A 20,919-nucleotide genomic window follows, 5' to 3' on the forward strand; every position below is an offset into this window, starting at 1 on the left:
TGCGGATCACAGGCCTGCCGTGGCCGCACCAGCTCGACCTGATGCCCGCGGGCGCGCAAGCCCTCGCACAAGCGGCCAAGGGTATTGGCCACGCCGTTGATTTCCGGTGGGAAGGTTTCGCTGATCAGGGTGATGTTTAGCGCTGTCGTCATGACCTCAGTGTCGGCTGAGGCCATGTCGAGGTTGTGACGTTCAGGTGATGGATTTGTGACGGGGTCAGCGTTGGGTCACAAGGTTTTCGGCGCCACGCTCACGCACCCAGAACAATGTCGCCCCGGCCACTGCGGCCGGCATCATCAAGATATTGACCACCGGGATCAGCAGCACCAGATAAACGATCCCGCCAAAACTCATGCTCTGCCAGCGCTTTTCCCGCAGCCAGGCGAGCATTTCGTTCCAGCCCAGTTTGTGGTTGTCGGCAGGGTAGTCGATGTACTGGATCGCCATCATCCACACGCCGAACAGCAGCCATAGCGGTGCGGCGACGATGTTCACCACCGGAATGAACGACAGGATGAACAGGCCGATCGCTCGGGGCAGGAAGTAGCCGAGCTTGCGCATTTCCCGGGCGAAGGTGCGCGGGATCATTGCGATCAGTTCGCCCCAGCTGAAGGCCGGGAAGTCGTCGGTTCCGCGTACCACCACTTCGACTTTTTCAGCGAGAAAGCCGTTGAAGGGCGCGGCGATCACGTTAGCCAGCATGGTGAAAGTGAAAAACACCATCAGCGCCACGAGTACCACAAACAGCGGCCAGAGAATGTAGCTGAGAAAACTCAGCCACTCGGGCAACGAGGGCATCAGTGTGTCGACCCACAGGCTGAACTGATGGCCTGCCAGATAGATCAATCCGACGAACAGCACCAGGTTGATCGCCAGTGGCAGCAGCACAAACAGGCGCAGGCTGGGGCTGAGAACCAGTTTCAGGCCTTCGCGCAGGTATTGCGGGCCGGACAGAACAGGGGCGGGCATAAGGTGCTCCGAGCAAGGGAAAACGCGCCGACCTTACCGGCTTTGCCGTGACCGGGAAAGCGCGGTAAAGCGATCGACATTCACTGTAACAAAGACGTCCATCACATCAGCGCTTCGGCATAGAGACCACCTATGAGCTGGATTGTTAAACCGTATTTCCTTAATCTTGCCCCCCTCGATACGCTTCACCCAACTTTTTACAGGACTGTCGAGTTCAAACCTTCCCCAAGGTGTCCACGGTCCTTTTTTATTCCCGCCGGCAGTCCGGCGATCCGCGCCAGTGTTTCGGCCCGGTCAACAGGAGCAGGTCATGTCTGAAGTCCGTCATTCGCGAGTGATTATTCTCGGTTCCGGCCCTGCCGGTTACAGCGCTGCGGTCTACGCGGCCCGTGCCAACCTCAAGCCACTGCTGATCACCGGCATGCAGGCCGGCGGTCAACTGACCACCACCACCGAAGTCGACAACTGGCCGGGCGACGTCCATGGTCTGACTGGCCCGGTGCTGATGGAGCGCATGCGTGAGCACGCCGAGCGCTTTGAAACCGAGATCGTTTTCGATCACATCAACGCCGTCGACTTCGCTGCCAAGCCGTACACCCTGACCGGCGACAGCGCCGTCTACACCTGCGACGCGCTGATCATCGCCACCGGCGCCAGCGCTCGCTACCTGGGCCTGCCTTCGGAAGAAGCGTTCATGGGCAAAGGCGTGTCGGCCTGCGCGACCTGCGACGGTTTCTTCTACCGCAACAAGCCGGTCGCCGTGGTCGGCGGCGGCAACACTGCCGTTGAGGAAGCGCTGTACCTGGCCAACATCGCCAGCACCGTGACCCTGATCCACCGTCGCGAAACCTTCCGCGCCGAGAAGATCCTGATCGACAAGCTCAACGCCCGTGTGGCCGAAGGCAAGATCATCCTCAAGCTCAACGCCAACCTCGACGAAGTGCTGGGCGACAATATGGGCGTGACCGGTGCGCGTCTGCGCAACAACGACGGCAGCTTTGACGAGATCAAGGTCGACGGCGTGTTCATCGCGATTGGCCACACGCCGAACACTTCGCTGTTCGAAGGTCAGTTGACGTTGAAAGACGGTTATCTGGTCGTGCAGGGCGGCCGTGAAGGCAACGCAACCGCGACCAGCGTCGAAGGTATCTTCGCCGCCGGCGACGTGGCAGACCACGTTTACCGTCAGGCCATCACCTCGGCCGGCGCTGGCTGCATGGCGGCACTGGACACCGAGCGTTACCTGGACGGTCTGCAGAACGCTACGTTCTAAGATCGCAGGCACAAAAAAACCGGCCAGATTGGCCGGTTTTTTATGCCCGTTATTCCTGCTCCACCGCAATTCATTGTAGGAGTGAGCCTGCTCACGATAGCGGTGTACCAGTCAATACAGGAGTCGACTGATACACCGCTATCGCGAGCAGGCTCACTCCTGCAGGGAAGGCGTTGCGGCGGGAATCAGCGGCGGGTCAGCGGCTGGGCGGTGAATTTGACGCCGGCCAGGCCGTGCTTGATCAGCGCACGGATATTGCCGTGATCGCTGCCTTCAGGCGTCGCCAGCACCGAGCGGTAGTGCTCGCCAAACGCCAGCAGCGCTTCGTCATCGCTCAGGCCTTCCAGCAACGCCAGGCCCAGAGTCTTGCAGGAACCTTCGTTCTGCCCGGCGGCGTTTTCCACGCCGCCGTTGTTGAATGCCTGCGGCTGATAGTCGTAACCGGCGGCAATGAACGCCAGGGTGTCAGCGAAGGCATGTTCGCCGCTGTCGAGGCTGGCGCGCAGGGTGTTCAGATCAGTCATGGGTCTTTCCTTTGGCGAACGCGGCTTGCTGCTCGGCGCTGGCTTCTTGCTGATATTGGGCTTTCCACTCGGCGTACGGCATGCCGTAAACCACTTCGCGGGCATCGTCGAGGCTGACCTCGATCTGGCGCTCGTCGGCTTCGGCCTTGTACCACTTCGAGAGGCAATTGCGGCAGAATCCGGCGAGGTTCATCAGATCGATGTTCTGCACATCCTTGCGGCTGTCCAGATGGGCGACCAGCCGACGAAAAGCGGCGGCTTCGAGTTCGAGGCGTTGTTGATCAGTCATGGGGGGTCTCTGCGAGACAGCTTTGAGCGGCAAGCTTGAAGCTGCAAGATTGGATCGGGTTGGCCTTTAGCTTACCGCTTGAAGCTTGAAGCTTGAAGCTCAGCGGCTTGCCGCGAGGGTTATTGATACGGATTCGGCAAAGCGCAGCGCATGGGGCTTGTCGACTTCGACTTCGGCGTACAGCACTGATTCATTGGTCATCACCAGATCCAGCAATTCCTGGGTCAGGCGTTCGAGCAGGGCGAAGCGGTTGCCCTCGACATGGGCGATGATCGCCTTGGTGATGGTGCGGTAATTCAGCGCGTGATCGATGTCGTTGTCACGCACCGCTTCCTGCGCGGCATACAGGATGGTCAGGTTGATCAGCACATCCTGCTTGTTGAGGATTTCGTCCTCGTTGATCCCGATAAAGGTGCGCAAGCGCAAATCCTTGACCCGGATGCGCGCCATTCCCGGTTGAAGTTGTGGCATTTACTTGCTCCGTCCAATCAATTGCAGAAACTCCTGGCGGGTGGTGTTCGAATCGCGGAACGCGCCGAGCATGACCGAGGTGTTCATTGTCGAGTTCTGTTTCTCGACACCGCGCATCATCATGCACATGTGTCTGGCCTCAATGACCACGGCAACGCCAGCGGCACCGGTGACCTGTTGCACCGCATCGGCGATTTGCCGGGTGAGGTTTTCCTGAATCTGCAGGCGCCGGGCGAACATGTCCACCAATCGCGCGACCTTCGACAAACCCAGCACCTTGCCCGTCGGAATATAAGCCACATGGGCCTTGCCAATGAAGGGCAGCAGGTGATGTTCGCACAACGAATACAACTCGATGTCGGCGACGATGATCATTTCGTCCGTGTCGGACGCAAACAGCGCGCCATTGACGATTTCCTCGACGCTTTGCGCGTAACCATGACACAGGTATTGCATGGCCTTGGCCGCGCGCACCGGGGTGTCGAGCAAGCCTTCGCGATCGGGGTTTTCACCGAGGCCGAGGAGGATTTCACGGTAATTCTCAGGCAGTGAGCGGGTCATGGAAATCCTCGCGATCCGGCTTATTTAAGGTGCCGTCCGCCGTTGACGGTCAGGGTCGTACCGGTGACATAGGGGTTGTCGAGCAGATAGCGCAGGCTCTGGTAGATCACTTCGCTGCCGGGCTCGATGCCCAGCGCCGATTTGGCCAGTGCCTTGGCGCGGTACGCCGCGTTGTCGTCGGGATTGAACAATAGCAGGGCCGGGGCAATGCCGTTGACCTTGATGGCCGGCGCATAGCGCGCCGCGAAAGACAGGGTCAGGCTGTCGAGCCCGGCTTTACTCGCGCAGTAGCCAACGTGCTTGCTGCTGCCTTTGCGGGTGACATCGTCGCTGATGTGGACAATGTCGGCGGGCGTCGAGCGTTGCAGCAGATCGGCGCAGTGCAGATTGATCAGATACGGCGCGAGCATGTGCAGATTGATCATGCGTGTGAAAGCTTCGGTCTCGCTGCCAGGCGTTTCGGCGAGCCATTCGGAGGCGTTGTGCACGATCGCGCGCAGGCTGTCGGTATGGCTTTTCAGTTCGCCGATGAACGCCAGAATCCCGGCCTCAGTGGCGAAATCCGCAAACAGGCCGATGGCGCCCAGATCGCGCAAGGTCTGTACGCCGGGGCGTTCAGTGCGGTAGGTGAAAATGACCCGATGACCGTCTTCAAGCAAACGCTGCGCGCAATGCAGACCGACACGTTGTGCGGCGCCAGTGATGAGAATCGGGGCGGCGGAATCAGGCATGAACGGCTCGCAACGCTGGGAAAGCAAAAACTATAACAGCGAGCGCAGCCGCACACCTATTACCGCAAAGACCAAGACCTGTGAGCGAGCAGGCTCGCTCTCACAAAAGAATCAGTGATGTTGCGTAGAGGGTGTCGCCGGCAACCGTCGCGCCGGCGTGCTGTTCAACCAGTTCGCCAGCAAACGCGTCGACAGCGGAATGAACAGGTACACCATCAATGGCGTCAGGCACGCGGTGCTGATCAGCACCCGTGGCAGCAAGCTAACTTCGCCCAGCAGTGGGCCAAGCAAAAAGTTGAAAATCAGTGACACCGGGAAAAACGCCAGCCAGATCGCCACGGCCTGCTTCCAGCGCGGCGGACGTTGTCCTGCAGTGCCGAACCAGCCTTCGATACCGCTGACCCGATGTTCCTTGGGGTGGGCGAACAGCTCGCTGCCACGGCTCAGCCACGCGGTACGCGATGCCGAATGTTCCCAGGCGTGCAGGGTTTGCTCATCGACAAAGCGGAAGATGATCTGGAACTCATTATCGCCGGGCGGCGGAGCAAGTACGCCGGAACCCAGGTAACCGGGAAAATCCGTGGCCAGTTGCTCGCCTTCGCGCAGCCAGACCATCAGGTCCTGATAACGGCCGTCGGCGACGCGACGGGCAACCATCAGCGTGACGGGGGAAGTAGACATTTTGTATCTCCATATTTCAATTGCGTCGCTCCGGGTAGGAGGTTCGCCTGACGCAGCGCCGGGGTAGAGGGCTGCGCTTTTCATCAAGCAAGGATTATTCCGGTTTTTCCCGATTAAACCAGCGACATTCGTCGCATTTCCCTACTTGAACGCGATCGGCGGATAAGCGTTAGAATGGGATCCAAATTTCTGACATGGAAGTTAAGTGTTCTATGCCTGTGATCACGGACGCAAACCCTGCTTCGCAGGTATCAGAGGCGCTGCAACGCGCCGAGCTGTTCCCCATTCGTGAAGTCGCCCGGCTCACTGGCGTGAACCCGGTAACCTTGCGCGCCTGGGAACGGCGCTATGGCTTGATCCAGCCGACACGCACCGAAAGCGGGCATCGGCTCTACTCGATGAGCGAAATCGAGCGTGTACGCAGCATCGTCGACTGGATCGATCGCGGCGTCGCGGTCAGCAAGGTCGGCAAGATTCTCGCCAAGACCGAACCGCTGAAAGCCCTGGCGCATATCATTCCTGACGATCTGGTTCAGGCTGATTACCGGCAATGGCAGGAACAGATCCAGCAGGCAGTCAGTGCATTCGATGACCAGCAACTGGATCGGGTCTATGGGCAGATCTTCTCTTCTTATGCCTTGGCGGTGGCGTTCCAGGACATCCTGATGCCGTTGTGGCGGCACATGCTGCAACGTCAGGACGCGTTCGGGCAAACCAGCGAGTGGCTGTTCTACGACGGATTCCTGCGCGCGCGGGTGCTGCAACGGATTGTCATGCTGCGCGGCGCGCAACCGCGACGGGTGGTCGTCAGCGCGCTGGCCGGGCAATGCCGTGAGCTGGAACTGCTGGTGGCGGCGCTGTTTCTCAGCGGCAACAATTCCGGGGTTCGGGTGTTGACCACCGGCCAGCCGTTCGATGAACTGACGCTGGTCTGCGAAAAGGTCAGACCCGATGCGCTGGTGCTGTTTTCCAACCATGCGCCCACCACCGATTTGCCGCGGCGTCTGAATCGCCTGGCGTTGGGTCTTGATTGCCAATTGATGCTGGCCGGGGATGCAGCGGATCTGGCGGAGGACAGTCTGGCCGGATCTTCGGTTGCCTGTCTGGGTAATGAAGGCACGAACATGCGTCAACGCATGATGCAATTTCTAGCGGGAAATCTGGATACCTGATCAGGTATGCAGAGCAGGGTGAGTCAGGCGATGTTGCTGCAGAATGAACTGGCGCAGACGTTCGGTTTCGTCGCTGTCGGTCTGACTCAGTTCATACGCATAAAAACCGTTTTCGGTTTCCCGTTCGAAATGCCCGCGCAGTGAAATCCGCTCGTATCCGGAAGGGCTGAACCACAACGCGAAATGCTTGGGTGGCTTGGTCTTGTTGCGCACTTCCAGCAACACACCTTTGTGCGACACCTCGTGGACCCACAACGTCCCCGGCTGTCCTTTGGCGTTTTCCAGCGCTACCGGCTCTTCCAGCACCAGTCGCCATGGCCTTACCGATGGGCCGTCTTCGTAGATGCTCGGGACGCCGAGGCGCAGATGCAGCGCGTGGAATTCGTCTTCGACCAGATGCAACGGGAAGGTCATTTGCTGGTTTTCGAAGTTGGCCTGGATGGTCACTTGCTCATGAGCGGCCAGTCGCGTCAGCAGATCGCGGATCTGCGAACCGCCGTTAACCAGCAGACTCGACGTCGCATCCCGCACGTTCAGTTGCGGGTTGTGCTGCATCTTCTGGATGAAATCCAGCTCATCCTGAGTGAGAAGGGCGTCGCGCTGCATGGCTAACTCGAAAGATATAATTACAAAGTCATTGGTGATTGTAGTTAATGACCATCGGTTCGCGGTTTTGTTTTAACCGTTGGTCGCTTTCAAAGCATTCAGTTCCGCCTGCAAGGCGGCAACCTGGGCTTCCAGTTGCGCCACGCGTTGCTGAGCCTTGACCTGAACGGTCACGTCTTTCTGCACACCGACGAAATAGGTCTGGCCATCGTCGGCATTCTTCACTGTCGATAACGACAGTTCGTTCCAGAATGGCGTGCCGTCCTTGCGATAGTTACGCAGGATCTCCCGACACGATCCACCGTCGCGCAGAACGTCACGAATCAGACTCAGACTCTCCTGGTCACGGTCACCGGCCTGGAGAAAGCGGCAGTCCTGATAGAGAATTTCTTCGCTGGTATAGCCGGTCAGACGTTCGAACGCCGGATTGACGTAAATGAGAATGTTGTCCTGCTCGCCTTCCTTTTCCGCTACGACGATTCCATCGTTGGAAGCGTTGATCACCATTTGCAGCAGACTGGCATTGATCATCCCTGAATTCCTTATAATTAGTTGGCGTTTGGCATTCTAGAAGAACCTTGGCGGCTGTCTACTAGCCATTAACGCCAGTTGAGATTCAATCGCAGCCTTGCGCGACGGACTGTTACTATCGCCGACCTCATTTTCAGTTTTCAGGATCAGATTGATGAAAGTCGCCATCCTCTCCGGTTCGGTCTACGGCACCGCCGAAGAAGTCGCCCGTCACGCCCAGAACCTGTTGAAAGCCGCCGGTTTTGAAACCTTCTACAACTCGCGCGCCTCGCTGGCCGACCTTCAGGCGTTCGGCCCGCAAGCGTTTCTCGCCGTGACCTCGACCACCGGCATGGGTGAGCTGCCCGACAACCTGCAACCGCTGTATTCGAACATTCGTGACCAGTTGCCGGCCGCCTGGCGCGGTTTGCCGGGCGCGGTGATCGCCTTGGGCGACGCCAGTTACGGCGATACGTTCTGCGGCGGCGGGGAACAGATGCGTGAGTTGTTTGCTGAGCTGGGCGTAAACGAGGTGCAAGAAATGTTACGGATCGACGCCAGCGAAAGCGTCACCCCGGAAACCGATGCCGAGCCGTGGCTGGCGCAGTTCATCGAAGCGCTCAAGGGCTGAGCGGATCCTGACAGCTTGCATGGCTGACTCGATCAGTCATCAAGCTGGCTGCCAATGCAACTACGCGATCACCTGCGTCTGACTAGACTGCGCATACGTGCAGAACAACAAGAACGCAGAGGTGCATACAGTGAGCGTAGCCCCCGTCCCATCGTCCCTTGATGTCAAAAGCCAGGTCAGCGCCGCCGAATGGCAGACCCGTGTCGACCTTGCCGCCTGCTATCGGCTGGTCGCACTGCATGGCTGGGACGACCTGATCTTCACGCACATCTCCGCTAAAGTCCCCGGCACCGAAGACTTCCTGATCAACCCGTTCGGACTGATGTTTCATGAGATTACGGCCTCAAGCCTGGTGAAAGTCGACCAGGCCGGCAACAAACTCATGGCCAGCCCCTACGAAATCAATCCGGCCGGTTACACCATCCACAGCGCAGTGCATGAAGTGCGCCACGATGTGGTGTGTGTGCTGCACACCCACACCCCTTCCGGTGTCGCGGTGTCCGCGCAAAAGCAGGGCGTGTTACCGATCAGCCAGCAATCGCTGTTCGTGCTGTCGAGCCTGGCTTATCACGCCTACGAAGGCGTGGCGCTGAATCACGAAGAGAAGGCGCGCTTGCAGGCCGATCTCGGTGACAGCAATTTCCTCATGTTGCACAACCACGGCCTGCTGACCTGCGGCGGCACCATTGCCGATACCTTTCTGATGATGTTCACCTTCCAGCGTGCCTGCGATATTCAGGTGATGGCGCAAACCGGCGGCGCTGAACTGATCGCCATCGAGCCGCAGATTCTGGCGGGTGCCAAAGCGATGATCGTCGGCGTTACCAAAAGCGCCCAAGGCATGGGCGGCGCGCTGGCCTGGCCGGCGCTGCTGCGCAAACTCGATCAACAAGACCCCGGATATAGACTCTGATGCCACTCGCCGAGATTCCTCTGTGTATCTGGCGCAAGCGCAGCCGGACCTTTGTTTTTCGCGGTCAGCCGATTCGCTACTGGACAGCGGGGCAGGGTGAGCCGTTGTTGCTGATCCACGGTTTCCCGACCGCCAGTTGGGACTGGCATTACCTCTGGCAGCCATTGGCCCAGCGCTATCGTGTGATCGCCTGCGACATGCTCGGTTTCGGCGATTCGGCCAAACCGCTAAAGCACACCTACAGTCTGCTGGAGCAGGCCGATCTGCAGCAGGCGTTGCTCGCGCATGTGCAGGCTGAACAACCGCTGCACATTTTTGCCCATGACTACGGCGACAGCGTAGCCCAGGAATTGCTGGCGCGGCATTACGAAGGGCGCATCGACGTCGCCAGTTGCGTGTTCCTCAATGGCGGTTTGTTCCCCGAAACCCATCGTCCGGTGTTCACGCAGAAATTGCTGCTCAGCCCGCTGGGCTGGATGATCGGCCGCGCGTTCAGCCGTGATGCGCTGGTTAAAAGTTTTCGGCAGATTTTCGGCCCGAAGACCGGCCCGAGCGAAAGTGAACTGGATGATTTCTGGAGCTTGGTCGAGAGCAATCACGGGCCACGGATCATGCACAAACTGATCAACTACATTCCCGAACGACGGGTGCAGCGTGATCGTTGGGTCACTGCGATGCAGCGCGATGAGATTCCGTTACGGGTGATCGATGGTGAGTTCGATCCGATTTCCGGAGCACACATGGTCGCGCGTTACCGCGAACTGATTCCGAATGCCGACACCGTGCTGTTGCCGGGGATTGGTCATTACCCGCAGACCGAAGCGCCGGTGCAGGTGCTCAAGCATTACCTGGAATTTCGCGAGCGTCTGGTACTGCCGCCGCGCAAGGTCGCGTATTCCTGATCGGGCCGGGAGGCATGCAGCCTCTCGCTGGCCCAAGGCCTTTCATCATCCCCCAGCCTTATCGCGCACCATTCAGCCGCAGTCGTATTCGTTGTGAGCCAAAGCGCTGTGCCTGACACTCCCGGTCAATGTTCCATTGGCCTGTTGGAGTTGCCGCGATGAATGAGTCTGTGCGTTTCGAAGATAAAGTCGTAATCGTCACCGGGGCCGGTGGTGGCCTGGGACGCGCTCACGCATTGCTGTTCGCCAGGCAGGGCGCGAAAGTGCTGGTCAACGATCTGGGCGGCTCGACACAAGGCGAGGGCGCCAATGCCTCCGCCGCTGATCGTGTCGTCGCGGAGATCCGCGCGGCCGGCGGCATCGCCGAAGCCAACCACGACTCGGTCACCGATGGCGACAAACTGGTGCAGAACGCCCTCGATGCCTTTGGCCGCGTCGATGTGGTGGTCAACAACGCCGGTATCCTGCGCGACAAGACCTTTCACAAGATGGACGACGCCGACTGGGACCTGGTTTACCGCGTTCACGTCGAAGGCGCCTACAAAGTTACCCGCGCTGCGTGGCCCCACTTGCGCGAGCAAAACTACGGCCGCGTGATCTTCACCGCCTCGACGTCCGGGATTTACGGCAACTTTGGGCAGTCCAACTACGGAATGGCCAAACTCGGTCTTTACGGTTTGACCCGCACGCTGGCCATTGAAGGGCGCAAGAACAACATCCTCGTCAACGCCATTGCCCCGACCGGCGGCACGCGCATGACCGAAGGCCTGATCCCGCCGCAAGTCTTCGAGCAACTCAAACCAGAGCTGGTCAGCCCGTTGGTGGTGTATCTGGCCAGCGAGCAATGCCAGGAAACCTCCGGGTTGTTCGAGGTCGGTGGCGGCTGGATGGGCAAGGTGCGCTGGGAGCGCAGCCTCGGTGCCGGGTTTGATCCGCGGGTAGGGTTTTCACCGGAAGATGTGGCAGCGCACTGGCAGCAGATCTGCGATTTCGAAGGGGCGGCGCATCCGCAGGACAATATTGAAGCATTGAAAGAGATGATGGCGAATTTGCAGAAGTATTCTCTGTAAGACGGAGGATGAATCGCGGATGGAATAGGTAATAAGGCCGCCAAGCTTGCGCTTGGTGGCCTTGATCGCTGGCTTTCGAAGAAATAATAACGGCACTGAGCGACCTTCCGCCAAAGCCGACATGCATCCTTAGGCTTCCTGTCGGTTGGAAAAACGTGCAGTGCCTGACTTCAGATGTATCTTCTTTCTGTCATGTACGCCGGTGGCTTCCAGTTTGGCCCTTTCACTGCGAGCCCATGTTTACCATTAGCCAGCACGCCGGCATTGATGAGTCGCGCATAGGCATCTTCAAGCGCACCATACTCTTCGAGGAGTTCGCGATTGTGAAATCTTATCATCATGTCCAGATGCGGCGTCGCCTTGATCAGGGCAAACACTGTGACGATATCGTCCAATGTTTCATTTTTAACGATCATCTCGACGGTGCTCATTGTCACATCTCCTTCAGCAATTTCTGATAATGACGTTTCGCCTGATCCGCTGCGGTAATGAGTATTGGAAGGCGCTATCACTTCTCCAATGATCGCTTAGCCCTTCATAAGCAATGGAGAGCATGCAAGCGAAGGCCTGCATGCTTGAGCTCGGCGACCTTAATTACGGCTTAGTATATTTATTATCGATCATAAACTTTGGCGCTCTCCAGTTAGGTCCTTTCACGGCAATCGGACCGCTGCCATTGGCTAGCACCCCTTGTTCAAATAATCGCGCATAAGTCTTAAGTAATTCACCGCTTGCGATCACTTCGTAGCGATAACGCCCAAACATTCTGTCCAGGGATGGAATAGCCAAGCCGAGTGCGAATACAGTGAGTACATCTTCTACGGATTCGTTTTTGACTATGTGCTCAGCGACGCTCATCGCAGGCCTCCTTTCAACAGGTTTTCATAAAACAGTCTAACTTGCTCGTCTGCGGCAGTAATCGCCTCTTTGGTGTAGAGCAGTGACTCATCATCGCGAAGTTTGAAGTCTTCTAGGGTAGCTGTATGTGCATTATTCCAAAGTGGCGACTCTTTGTCGGGCTTGAAACTATCACCAAGTCCCATTGCACGAAACCTCGCAAGTTCGCGTAACTCATGAGAGTAATACCGTAAGTCAGTCTCGACGCTTGTCATTTGCCCGCGCACGATCATCTTCAAACGTTGAATCATGATGTCGTTGGCATCCGATTGGTCGAGTCTCGCAATATGTATTTTCACGGCGTCAACTCCGGCCTCGGTGATGACTGCCGTGCGCCAATCCAGATCCAGTATTGGCCCACCCGCCTGCTCCGGGTTGTATGGCCGGCCGCTGTATTTGCCTTTGACATACCCTCCCGCATAAGGGCTGCTAATCACCACATAAAGCGGCGCAATCCCCGAGTCAGCGGGAAACACGATGATGAATCGATCCCAGCCTTCAACCAGCACCGGATTCAGATCCAGGCGGCCTGCGACCGCAACGATGGTTGCGCCGGAATAGTCGGGTGGTTCGATGTTCACCGCAGGCGATTCGGTTGAGGTTTTCCCCGGTGAAATGGCCGGTGTCCAGGTCAGGAAATCCGTAGGCGAATCTGGCAGCGCGGTTTCATAAACGTCATTGAGCAGGTCATACGTTGCCTGTAAAACCGGCACGTCCGAGCGAATGTGGAAATCGTCGGTCGTGGCGACAAATACTTCCGCCACTTCACCCAGCGGCCTTACGCCCAAACCGACGGGCAGGTTCAACATGCCTCGGCGGTCTGCCAGCTCTCGCAACGTCTGTGGGGATTGCGCTGAAAGTTCGGCCAAGGGAACGCTCACGGAAAAGCGTTCGCCGTTGCCCAGGCGGGACGGCGCCAACAGTGCTGCGAAGCCGATCAGTGCCGGGGTAATCAGCCCGGCGCCAGCCGCTGCCAGCGTCGGCAGCGCCGCTCGCAGTGCGGCCAGTATCGCTGAGGAGGTAGAGGGCGCCAGAACGATAGCCGTCGATGCGAAGGAAAAGGCAGGGCTGGAAGACGCCACGGCTCCCGACGCCGGGTAAACCCGTTGAAACTCAGAGGGATGCGGCTCCTCGCCCCGTTGCTGCCGCTCAGCTTGAAGCCGGTCCTGTTCGGCGGCCTCTGCCGCTGCTTGCGCTTGAGTCAACGCGTTTTCCAGTGCCGCCAGGCGTTCTTTTTCTTGAGCCTCGGCCTCAGCCAGCGTCACCTTAAGCGCCTCGATCCGGGCTCTTTCCTGCTCTCGAGCTTCAGCTTCGATTCGCGCCTTTTCTGCAGCAAGGCGCGCGTGTTCAGCTTCCTGACGGTGTTTTTCGGCCAAGGCAGCGAGGCGTTGCTGCTCATGAACTCGCGCCTCCTCCCGCTCGCGTCGGGCCTTTTCGGCAAGGGCTTGCTGACGATGTTGCTCGGCGGCGATCCGGGTACGTTCGGCGGTCTGTCTGGCCAGCTCCCGATCGTTGGCCTGGGAGGCGGCAAGCCAGGTGTAGTAGTTGGTTTTCTGCGCACTGAGAATGTCGATGGCCTGAGACAACAGCCTGACCTCATGAGCCGCTCGATAGGACTCGGTCCAGGCGTGCATGGCTACGCCATAGGGTTTGACGAGCGGCTCGATCAGCGAAGCTCTCTGGTAAAACTGCAGCAGTGTCTTATTGGCTGGGTCGCTGCCGAAAAAATGATTGGCTATGACTGTTTTCTGCTGAAGTTCTGCGGTCTTGCGCGCTATGAGTCTGTCGCGCACTTCAAGTTCGCGAATTACCGCTTGAGTCGGCGGCAAATAATGATTGGCTCCCTCCTGCCGAAGGGTTGTCAATTCCTGTTCGATGGTTTGCGGTAATTGATTCGTGCGGATTTTATATTCGTTTTCCAGAACCTGGATATTTGACTGTATGGCCTGGGCGGTCATCAGAATGTTCTGGTTTGGCCCGAACATACCGCTGCCGGAGGGAATTCTGCTTGAACCGGACGGGATCAGGACAGGTACATTGTCTGGAGCGACGCCCCTTATATGAATGCCTTCATCTACTGTCCATTCCCATGTTGGAGGTTTTGCCATATTCACATCCTTTTTGAATAAGGTAATCAATGTTATCGGCGCGTTAGTCCTTGGCGCACACAGTTATTTGCTTGGCTTAAGTTACAGCAATGCGGGTTGGCTTGATTCTGATTAGGTTGTAGTCAATTGCGATTTGATAAGTATGAAAGTTGATCGCGAATTGGGGTCGCCGGTTATTTTCAATTTGAGATATGGAAATTTCTGACAATGCGTTGGGCATCGTCTTTCAGTGCAACGTCTTTTTCTTACAGGCATAAAAAAGGCCGCTGCAAACGCAGCGGCCAAGGCAAGACGTTGGATCAAGGAGCTACAAATCAACGTCAGTGAACAGCGGGTTGATCAAACGAAACCTTCGATTGATCTGAAATCTGTCTGCCATGGCCCGAATTGCTCAAAGGCCAAGGCTTCATGCTTTGCGGAGATCCCGTGAAAGCGCACTCAGAATACGGCGTTGGGTCTGTAGGAAAAATACCGATTCCGGACATGCACTGTTGCGGAGCATGTAACAGTGTCGTGCGCTGAACGGCGCCATGCGTAGCGCTGATGATCATTCATCCAGCCGGTCCATGAACGGCGCAACGCCCCGCGGTGCGAGGGCATTCATCCTTTCGAGCGACAACGCGAATACCTCCTTGGTGCGCTTATCGACGCGGTTGCGCGGCAGTAGGGTGGGGCCTTCTGTCACTCACCGGGGAAGACGCATGACAAAAACAACAATGCGCGCCATCTTCACACCGCAGGCGCTGGCTGCCGCGGTAGCTTTGGGTTGCTGCGCCCAGGCGCAAGCGGTTGCATTCAACATCGGCGAAATCGAAGGCACCTTCGACTCGTCCCTGTCGATCGGCGCGAGCTGGGGTTTGCGCAATGCCGACGACTCGCTGGTCGGTACGGTAAACGGCGGCACCGGGCAATCCTCGACCGGTGATGACGGACGCTTGAACTTCAAGAAAGGCGAGACCTTCTCGAAGATCTTCAAAGGCATTCACGACCTCGAGCTCAAGTACGGCGATACCGGCGTGTTCGTGCGCGGCAAGTACTGGTACGACTTCGAACTCAAGGATGAGGACCGCGAGTTCAAACAGATCAGCGACAGCGGCCGCAAGGAAGGCGCGAAGTCCTCCGGCGCGCAGATTCTCGATGCCTTCGTGTATCACAACTACGCCATCGCCAATCTGCCGGGCACCGTGCGCGCGGGCAAGCAAGTCGTGAGTTGGGGCGAAAGTACCTTCATCGGTAACTCGATCAACAGCATCAACCCGATCGACGTCTCGGCGTTTCGCCGCCCCGGTGCGGAGATCAAGGAAGGTCTGATTCCAGTCAACATGCTGTTTGGCTCGCAGAGCCTGACCGACAAACTCTCGGTTGAAGGCTTTTATCAACTGGAGTGGGACCAGACCGTTCTCGACAACTGCGGCACCTTCTTCGGTGTCGACGTCGCGGCAGATGGCTGCAATAACGGCTACACCGTCGGCAGCCCGGCAGTGGCGCCACTGGTGCCGCTGACCACCGCGTTCGGCCAGGGCATTCAGGTCACCCGCGAGGGTGTGGTCATTCCCCGTGGTGGCGATCGTGATGCGCGCGATTCCGGGCAGTGGGGCACGGCGCTGCGCTGGCTCGGCGAAGACACCGAATACGGCCTCTACTTCATGAATTACCACAGCCGCACGCCGACCGTCGGTACCACCACCGCGGGGCTGTCGACGCTGGCGGCATTGCCCGGCATGGTCGGCATTGCCAACCGTCTGTCCCCTGGCAGCGGTGCGGGGCTGGCGCAAAGCGTGATGCTCGGACGCGGCCAGTATTACCTCGAATATCCCGAAGACATTCGGCTCTATGGTGCAAGTTTTTCCACCACGCTGCCTACCGGTACCGCATGGACCGGCGAGATCAGCTACCGGCCCAACGCCCCGGTGCAGGTCAACACCAACGACCTGACGCTGGCGCTGGTCAACCCGATTGCCGGCGGCACCGCTTCGCCACTCGCGACCTCGCCGGGCGCCGACAACAAGGGCTATCGCCGCAAGGAAGTCATGCAGGTGCAGAGCACGCTGACGCACTTCTTCGATCAGGTCCTGGGCGCCGAACGTCTGACTGTGGTCGGCGAAGCGGCGGTGGTGCACGTCGGTGGGCTGGAGTCGCGTAGCGACCTGCGTTACGGCCGCGATTCGGTGTACGGGCAATACGGCTTCGGTGGCGACACCGACGGGTTCGTGACCTCGACCTCGTGGGGCTATCGCGCCCGGGCCATTCTCGATTACGCCAACGTGATCGGCGGAGTCAACTTCAAACCCAACCTGTCGTGGTCGCATGACGTCGCCGGTTATGGCCCCAACGGCCTGTTCAATGAAGGCGCGAAAGCGATCAGCGTCGGTGTCGATGCCGACTACCGCAACACCTACACCGCGAGCCTCAGTTACACCGACTTCTTCGGTGGTGACTACAACGTGCTTGAGGACCGTGACTTCGTCGCTTTGAGCTTCGGTGTGAACTTCTGATCTGCCCGAGAAGGATGAATGCAATGCGCAAAATGATTCTGCAATGTGGCGTGCTGGCCCTGAGTCTGCTGGCGGCCAATGTCATGGCGGCGGTGTCGCCGGATGAAGCGAACAAACTTGGCACCAGCCTGACCCCGCTCGGCGCCGAAAAGGCGGGCAACGCCGATGGTTCGATCCCGGCCTGGACCGGCGGCATCCCGAAAAACGCCGGTGCGGTAGACAGCAAGGGTTTCCTCGCTGACCCGTTCGCCAGTGAAAAGCCGCTGTTCACCATCACCGCGGCCAACGTCGATCAGTACAAGAGCAAGCTGTCCGACGGTCAGGTAGCGATGTTCAAGCGCTACCCGGAAACCTACAAGATCCCGGTCTACCCGACGCATCGCACGGTGGGCGCGCCGGCGGAGATCTACGAATCGGCCAAGCGCAGCGCGTTGAACGTGACCTCGATCAACGACGGCAACGGCCTGGCGAATTTCACCGGTAATCGCTACTACGCCTTCCCGATTCCGAAAAACGGTGTCGAGGTTCTGTGGAACCACATCACCCGCTATCACGGCGGCAACCTGCGGCGGATCATCACCCAGGTTACGCCGCAGACCAACGGCAGCTACACGCCGATCCGCTTCGAAGAAGAGGTGGCGGTGCCGCAGTTGATGAAGGAACTCGATCCGGAAAAAGCCGCCAACGTGCTGACCTTTTTCAAGCAATCGGTCACCGCGCCGGCCCGTCTGGCCGGTAACGTGCTGCTGGTGCATGAAACTCTCGATCAGGTGAAGGAGCCGCGTCTGGCCTGGATTTACAACGCCGGACAACGCCGCGTCCGACGCGCCCCGCAAGTGGCCTATGACGGCCCGGGTACGGCCGCCGATGGTCTGCGTACTTCGGACAACTTCGACATGTTTTCCGGCGCGCCGGATCGCTATGACTGGAAACTGGTCGGCAAGAAGGAAATGTATATCCCGTACAACAGCTACAAGCTCGACTCGCCAAAACTCAAGTACGACGACATCGTCAAGGCGGGCCACATCAATCAGGACCTCACCCGTTATGAATTGCACCGGGTCTGGGAAGTGATCGGCACGGTCAAGCCGAACGAACGCCACATCTACGCCAAACGCCACATGTACATCGATGAAGACAGCTGGCAGGTCGCGCTGGCCGATCACTACGATGGTCGCGGGCAACTGTGGCGCGTTGCCGAGGGCCACTCGCAGTATTACTACGATCACCAGACCCAGGCGTACACCCTCGAAGCGCTCTACGACATCATTGCCGGCCGCTACATCGCGCTGGGGATGAAGAACGAAGAGAAGCACAGTTTCGAGTTCGGCTTCGAAGCCAAGGCTGCCGACTACACACCATCGGCCTTGCGCGCCGAGGGCGTACGGTAACGGTTTGGATACCTGGGCAGTACAAAAGGCGACCGCACGGTCGCCTTTTTTATGGCCGTCAATCAGCGCGCTGAATGTTTATCAACAAGTGCCGGGGAGAGGACTAGGGTGACGGCACAATGATAAAAAGGCTCAGCCGATGACCGCCATGACAGCGTGCCTGGATCGACCCGGATTTCTGCCCAGACTCTCCTGCAAACATCAGCCACGCGAGCGTTTGAGCGCACCATTACTTGCGTCGACGGCGCGCGTCCGGTTGCTGTGTGCTCCCGCCGGAAGCGGTAAAACCGCGCTGCTTGCCGAGTGTCTGTTGCAGGCTCCTGAGCATTGTTCGGTGCACTGGTTACCCTTGGCTGGTAGCGCTTTGAGCGTCGACGTTTTTTACCAGCGGTTGGCGGATACGCTGGGGCTGGACGACGCAACCGAACCCGGGCTCATCTCGGCCCTGACGCGCTGGTCGATGCCGACCTGGCTGTTTATCGATGATTACTGCCGACATCCCGAACCAGCGCTGGACGCCTTGCTTGATCGCTTGCTGGCAGTGAGCAGCCCGGCGCTGGTCTGGTGGATCAGTTCGCGTCGACGCCCCCTCTGCAACTGGCCGCGGCTGCTGCTCGACGATGCGTTGTACGAATGCGAGAGCGCAACGCTGGCACTGACTCAGGATGAAGTCGCCGCAGCCCTCGGGCATTTACCTCTGGAACAGGCTGCGAGCGTCGCCGCACGAATCATCCAGCGCACCGCCGGGTGGTGCGCCGGGGTGCGCATGGTTCTGCTGCAAAAATGCGACTGGGCCCAGGGTCAGCCAGCTGCGCAGCGAGCGGACACCCTGCTCGATTATCTGCAGCACGAATTGTTCAGCGGTCTGACGCCGGAGCTGATTGAGGCCTGGCGGGTGCTTGCACACCTGCCGCGCTTCAATGCGCAATTGTGCGATCACCTTTTCGGAGCCGGGGAGGGCGCTGAAGGTTTGCGCACGTTGCAGACGCTCGGTTGCTTCATTGAGCCCTGGCAGGCGTCCGTCGACTGGTGGCGGGTCTTTCCACCGTTGGCTCAGGTGATGCAAACCGAACCCTGGCCCGCAGGTCGATCATGGCATCGCCGCGCCTGTCAGTGGTTTGCGGCCAGGGAAGACTGGCGTTGCGCGTTTGAACAGGCGCTGCTTGCCGAGGAATACGAAACGGCGGTGAGCCTGTTGCAGCATTTCAGCTTCGAGCAATTGTTTGAAGAGCAGACCGTGGTGCTGCTGTTGCGTTTGTACGGATCCCAGGCCGGAGAGCTGACGACCAGTACCCCGCACCTGGTCGGGTTGATCGCCAGCGCATTGCTTTTTGCCGGGCGTTTCGAGCAGGCGCGTCAGTGCATACAGCATTTGTCGAGGTTCTCGCCTCAGCCCTGCATGGCGCAGCAACGCCAACTGATCGCGCAGTGGCAAGCGCTGCAGGGCTGGTTGCTGCACCTGGAAGGACGTATGGCCTTGGCACATGCGCATTTCAGCCAGGCGCTGGATGAACTTGATGTCGACCGTCAGGTTGCCCGGATCATGTGTTTGTCGGGGTTGACTCAGCAAGCGCTCTTGCAAGGCCAGCTCGACGTCGCGCATACCTTCAACCGACAGGCACTGTGTTTGGCGCGGGCGCAAGGTTCGCTGGTGTGCGAGGCATTGCTTGAACTCGATCATGCGCAATTGCTGGAACAGCGTGGCGCGGCATGCCGGGCCGAGAGTCTGCTGGCCGGTGTCGATGACCTGCTTGGCCGACAACTCAACCGGCTGACCCCGTTGCGTGGAAGAATCGCGCTCCGTCGCGGGCGCCTCGCCTTGAGTCAGGGACTGGACGCGGCGGCCGCAGAATTTTTCCGCTCAGGCCTGGATGACTGCCGACGCAACCACGACAAGCGTGCCTTGTATGGCTATCTGGGGCTGGCGCAGTTGGCGGCGAGTCAGACCGATTATGAAAAGGCCTTCGTCTGGCTGCGCGATGCCGAGCGACTGATGCAGCAGCGACAGATTCCGGATACGGTTTACCGCGGCGTCATGTTGCAAGTGAGCAGTCTTATCTGGCTGCAGCAAGGGCGTGCCGACCTGGCCTGCGAGGCGATGACACGTCTTTTGCGCCATTATCAAGGTGCCGATGCGGTGCAGGCTCCACCGGCCACGCTTGAATTGATTCCCCGGGTCGAATACTTGTTGATCATTGCGCGAGTCGGGACAGACACGGCGTGCAATCCGATAGCCGACCTGCAACGTCTCCTTGAAGCGGCGCAACGATGCCGCATGGTCTCGCTGGAAACCGAATTACGTTTCGCGTTGGCGCAAGTAGCGTTTTTGCTCGGCGACCGGCCTACTGCCTGCGAGCAATTACAGCAAGGTCTTCAATTGGTCGGTCAGCACGACTTGTATCAGGCGTTGCGCGAACTCAAATTGCGTCAACAAGATCTTTTGAACGCGTTGGGCAATCCTGTTGAAAGCAGTTGCGCGCAGAACCCAAGTCGTCACGAAGTGCTCAGTCAACGCGAACGGGAAGTGCTTTGTCTGATCGCACGAGGTCATTCCAACCAACAAGTTGCCGATCAATTGTTTATTTCTTTGCACACGGTGAAGACTCACGCACGGAGGATAAATGCAAAGTTGGGTGTCAAGCGTCGTACCCAGGCAGTGGCGAGCGCGAAGTTTTTGGGGCTTGAGCTGAATTGAGTTAGTTGCAGGCATGCGAGTGGCTTGTAG

At 58.6% G+C, this 20,919-nt stretch carries 21 protein-coding genes and 1 pseudogene; 9 read left to right on the forward strand and 13 right to left on the reverse strand.

The window, feature by feature from the left end; translation table 11 throughout:
• Positions 1-176: pseudogene (locus tag ACYYKW_RS23045) on the reverse strand (glycosyltransferase family 1 protein); the annotation flags it as partial.
• Between the two features lie 40 nt (positions 177-216).
• Positions 217-969, reverse strand: coding sequence for a sulfate transporter CysZ (cysZ, locus tag ACYYKW_RS23050; protein ID WP_090281805.1), 753 nt, complete (start codon positions 967-969; stop codon positions 217-219).
• A gap of 310 nt (positions 970-1,279) precedes the next feature.
• On the opposite strand from cysZ, the gene trxB reads away from it, so the two are divergent.
• On the forward strand, positions 1,280-2,242 hold the full coding sequence (gene trxB / locus ACYYKW_RS23055) for a thioredoxin-disulfide reductase (protein ID WP_016771656.1): 963 nt from the start codon (positions 1,280-1,282) through the stop codon (positions 2,240-2,242).
• Between the two features lie 185 nt (positions 2,243-2,427).
• Here the strand turns inward: trxB and ACYYKW_RS23060 are convergent, their stop codons facing one another.
• From ACYYKW_RS23060 to ACYYKW_RS23085, 6 genes are all read right to left on the reverse strand, one after another.
• On the reverse strand, positions 2,428-2,766 hold the full coding sequence (locus ACYYKW_RS23060) for a HopJ type III effector protein (RefSeq protein WP_336354894.1): 339 nt from the start codon (positions 2,764-2,766) through the stop codon (positions 2,428-2,430).
• Positions 2,759-3,055 (reverse strand): DUF1244 domain-containing protein, encoded by a 297-nt coding sequence (locus ACYYKW_RS23065; protein ID WP_032857713.1) that lies wholly within the window; start codon positions 3,053-3,055, stop codon positions 2,759-2,761. The genes ACYYKW_RS23060 and ACYYKW_RS23065 overlap by 8 nt, the downstream gene beginning before the upstream one ends.
• A 99-nt stretch (positions 3,056-3,154) precedes the next feature.
• A complete protein-coding gene (gene folX, locus ACYYKW_RS23070) occupies positions 3,155-3,526 on the reverse strand; it encodes a dihydroneopterin triphosphate 2'-epimerase (RefSeq protein ID WP_090281808.1) in 372 nt (123 codons plus the stop codon).
• Positions 3,527-4,087 (reverse strand): GTP cyclohydrolase I FolE, encoded by a 561-nt coding sequence (gene folE, locus ACYYKW_RS23075; RefSeq protein ID WP_090281809.1) that lies wholly within the window; start codon positions 4,085-4,087, stop codon positions 3,527-3,529.
• Between the two features lie 20 nt (positions 4,088-4,107).
• Entirely contained in the window at positions 4,108-4,818 is a 711-nt protein-coding gene (gene folM, locus ACYYKW_RS23080; RefSeq protein WP_464991256.1) for a dihydromonapterin reductase, read from the reverse strand.
• Positions 4,819-4,929: 111 nt separating this feature from the next.
• Positions 4,930-5,499: a putative antibiotic biosynthesis monooxygenase gene (locus tag ACYYKW_RS23085; RefSeq protein WP_093104631.1), complete on the reverse strand. Its 570-nt coding sequence runs from the start codon at positions 5,497-5,499 to the stop codon at positions 4,930-4,932.
• A gap of 212 nt (positions 5,500-5,711) precedes the next feature.
• Between ACYYKW_RS23085 and ACYYKW_RS23090 the strand changes: the two genes are divergently transcribed.
• Entirely contained in the window at positions 5,712-6,671 is a 960-nt protein-coding gene (locus ACYYKW_RS23090; protein ID WP_464991257.1) for a MerR family transcriptional regulator, read from the forward strand.
• Here the strand turns inward: ACYYKW_RS23090 and ACYYKW_RS23095 are convergent, their stop codons facing one another.
• Positions 6,672-7,277 carry a hypothetical protein gene (locus ACYYKW_RS23095; protein WP_093104630.1) on the reverse strand — a complete coding sequence of 202 codons (606 nt, stop codon included), beginning with the start codon at positions 7,275-7,277 and terminating at the stop codon, positions 6,672-6,674.
• A gap of 72 nt (positions 7,278-7,349) precedes the next feature.
• A complete protein-coding gene (locus ACYYKW_RS23100) occupies positions 7,350-7,808 on the reverse strand; it encodes a PAS domain-containing protein (RefSeq protein WP_093104629.1) in 459 nt (152 codons plus the stop codon).
• Between the two features lie 154 nt (positions 7,809-7,962).
• On the opposite strand from ACYYKW_RS23100, the gene ACYYKW_RS23105 reads away from it, so the two are divergent.
• The 4 genes from ACYYKW_RS23105 (at position 7,963) to ACYYKW_RS23120 (ending at position 11,303) form a co-directional block, all read left to right on the forward strand.
• The gene (locus tag ACYYKW_RS23105; protein ID WP_336354897.1) at positions 7,963-8,418 is read left to right on the forward strand and encodes a flavodoxin; all 456 of its coding nucleotides are present in this window, start codon (positions 7,963-7,965) and stop codon (positions 8,416-8,418) included.
• Between the two features lie 130 nt (positions 8,419-8,548).
• Positions 8,549-9,331, forward strand: a complete 783-nt coding sequence (locus ACYYKW_RS23110; protein WP_464991258.1) for a class II aldolase/adducin family protein — start codon at positions 8,549-8,551, stop codon at positions 9,329-9,331.
• Positions 9,331-10,233, forward strand: coding sequence for an alpha/beta fold hydrolase (locus ACYYKW_RS23115; protein ID WP_464991259.1), 903 nt, complete (start codon positions 9,331-9,333; stop codon positions 10,231-10,233). The genes ACYYKW_RS23110 and ACYYKW_RS23115 overlap by 1 nt, the downstream gene beginning before the upstream one ends.
• 158 nt (positions 10,234-10,391) lie before the next feature.
• Positions 10,392-11,303 carry an SDR family oxidoreductase gene (locus ACYYKW_RS23120; RefSeq protein ID WP_090281817.1) on the forward strand — a complete coding sequence of 304 codons (912 nt, stop codon included), beginning with the start codon at positions 10,392-10,394 and terminating at the stop codon, positions 11,301-11,303.
• Positions 11,304-11,473: 170 nt separating this feature from the next.
• Here the strand turns inward: ACYYKW_RS23120 and ACYYKW_RS23125 are convergent, their stop codons facing one another.
• The 3 genes from ACYYKW_RS23125 to ACYYKW_RS23135 form a co-directional block, all read right to left on the reverse strand.
• Complete coding sequence (locus tag ACYYKW_RS23125) at positions 11,474-11,734, reverse strand: hypothetical protein (RefSeq protein ID WP_464991260.1); 261 nt, start codon at positions 11,732-11,734, stop codon at positions 11,474-11,476.
• 163 nt (positions 11,735-11,897) lie between these two features.
• Positions 11,898-12,161 (reverse strand): immunity protein, encoded by a 264-nt coding sequence (locus ACYYKW_RS23130; RefSeq protein ID WP_464991261.1) that lies wholly within the window; start codon positions 12,159-12,161, stop codon positions 11,898-11,900.
• Positions 12,158-14,308, reverse strand: a complete 2,151-nt coding sequence (locus tag ACYYKW_RS23135; protein WP_464991262.1) for an S-type pyocin domain-containing protein — start codon at positions 14,306-14,308, stop codon at positions 12,158-12,160. Before ACYYKW_RS23135 ends, ACYYKW_RS23130 begins: the two co-directional genes overlap by 4 nt.
• A 701-nt stretch (positions 14,309-15,009) precedes the next feature.
• Here ACYYKW_RS23135 and ACYYKW_RS23140 point away from each other — a divergent pair.
• The 3 genes from ACYYKW_RS23140 to ACYYKW_RS23150 all read left to right on the forward strand — a co-directional run bounded on the left by ACYYKW_RS23140 (position 15,010) and on the right by ACYYKW_RS23150 (position 20,889).
• On the forward strand, positions 15,010-16,803 hold the full coding sequence (locus ACYYKW_RS23140; RefSeq protein WP_464991263.1) for a DUF1302 domain-containing protein: 1,794 nt from the start codon (positions 15,010-15,012) through the stop codon (positions 16,801-16,803).
• Between the two features lie 23 nt (positions 16,804-16,826).
• On the forward strand, positions 16,827-18,194 hold the full coding sequence (locus tag ACYYKW_RS23145; protein ID WP_093104620.1) for a DUF1329 domain-containing protein: 1,368 nt from the start codon (positions 16,827-16,829) through the stop codon (positions 18,192-18,194).
• A gap of 139 nt (positions 18,195-18,333) precedes the next feature.
• Entirely contained in the window at positions 18,334-20,889 is a 2,556-nt protein-coding gene (locus ACYYKW_RS23150; protein ID WP_464991264.1) for a helix-turn-helix transcriptional regulator, read from the forward strand.
• The last annotated feature ends 30 nt before the right edge of the window (positions 20,890-20,919 follow it).

It is taken from the genome of Pseudomonas sp. 15C (genome assembly GCF_055484735.1).

What these genes read in the sequence shown, in the direction of transcription:
- cysZ (WP_090281805.1), bottom strand. Translation starts at nt 969, where the DNA reads ATGCCCGCCCCTGTTCTGTCCGGCCCGCAATACCTGCGCGAAGGCCTG.
- trxB (WP_016771656.1), top strand. Translation starts at nt 1,280, where the DNA reads ATGTCTGAAGTCCGTCATTCGCGAGTGATTATTCTCGGTTCCGGCCCT.
- ACYYKW_RS23060 (WP_336354894.1), bottom strand. Translation starts at nt 2,766, where the DNA reads ATGACTGATCTGAACACCCTGCGCGCCAGCCTCGACAGCGGCGAACAT.
- ACYYKW_RS23065 (WP_032857713.1), bottom strand. Translation starts at nt 3,055, where the DNA reads ATGACTGATCAACAACGCCTCGAACTCGAAGCCGCCGCTTTTCGTCGG.
- folX (WP_090281808.1), bottom strand. Translation starts at nt 3,526, where the DNA reads ATGCCACAACTTCAACCGGGAATGGCGCGCATCCGGGTCAAGGATTTG.
- folE (WP_090281809.1), bottom strand. Translation starts at nt 4,087, where the DNA reads ATGACCCGCTCACTGCCTGAGAATTACCGTGAAATCCTCCTCGGCCTC.
- folM (WP_464991256.1), bottom strand. Translation starts at nt 4,818, where the DNA reads ATGCCTGATTCCGCCGCCCCGATTCTCATCACTGGCGCCGCACAACGT.
- ACYYKW_RS23085 (WP_093104631.1), bottom strand. Translation starts at nt 5,499, where the DNA reads ATGTCTACTTCCCCCGTCACGCTGATGGTTGCCCGTCGCGTCGCCGAC.
- ACYYKW_RS23090 (WP_464991257.1), top strand. Translation starts at nt 5,712, where the DNA reads ATGCCTGTGATCACGGACGCAAACCCTGCTTCGCAGGTATCAGAGGCG.
- ACYYKW_RS23095 (WP_093104630.1), bottom strand. Translation starts at nt 7,277, where the DNA reads ATGCAGCGCGACGCCCTTCTCACTCAGGATGAGCTGGATTTCATCCAG.
- ACYYKW_RS23100 (WP_093104629.1), bottom strand. Translation starts at nt 7,808, where the DNA reads ATGATCAATGCCAGTCTGCTGCAAATGGTGATCAACGCTTCCAACGAT.
- ACYYKW_RS23105 (WP_336354897.1), top strand. Translation starts at nt 7,963, where the DNA reads ATGAAAGTCGCCATCCTCTCCGGTTCGGTCTACGGCACCGCCGAAGAA.
- ACYYKW_RS23115 (WP_464991259.1), top strand. Translation starts at nt 9,331, where the DNA reads ATGCCACTCGCCGAGATTCCTCTGTGTATCTGGCGCAAGCGCAGCCGG.
- ACYYKW_RS23120 (WP_090281817.1), top strand. Translation starts at nt 10,392, where the DNA reads ATGAATGAGTCTGTGCGTTTCGAAGATAAAGTCGTAATCGTCACCGGG.
- ACYYKW_RS23125 (WP_464991260.1), bottom strand. Translation starts at nt 11,734, where the DNA reads ATGAGCACCGTCGAGATGATCGTTAAAAATGAAACATTGGACGATATC.
- ACYYKW_RS23130 (WP_464991261.1), bottom strand. Translation starts at nt 12,161, where the DNA reads ATGAGCGTCGCTGAGCACATAGTCAAAAACGAATCCGTAGAAGATGTA.
- ACYYKW_RS23135 (WP_464991262.1), bottom strand. Translation starts at nt 14,308, where the DNA reads ATGGCAAAACCTCCAACATGGGAATGGACAGTAGATGAAGGCATTCAT.
- ACYYKW_RS23140 (WP_464991263.1), top strand. Translation starts at nt 15,010, where the DNA reads ATGACAAAAACAACAATGCGCGCCATCTTCACACCGCAGGCGCTGGCT.
- ACYYKW_RS23145 (WP_093104620.1), top strand. Translation starts at nt 16,827, where the DNA reads ATGCGCAAAATGATTCTGCAATGTGGCGTGCTGGCCCTGAGTCTGCTG.
- ACYYKW_RS23150 (WP_464991264.1), top strand. Translation starts at nt 18,334, where the DNA reads ATGACCGCCATGACAGCGTGCCTGGATCGACCCGGATTTCTGCCCAGA.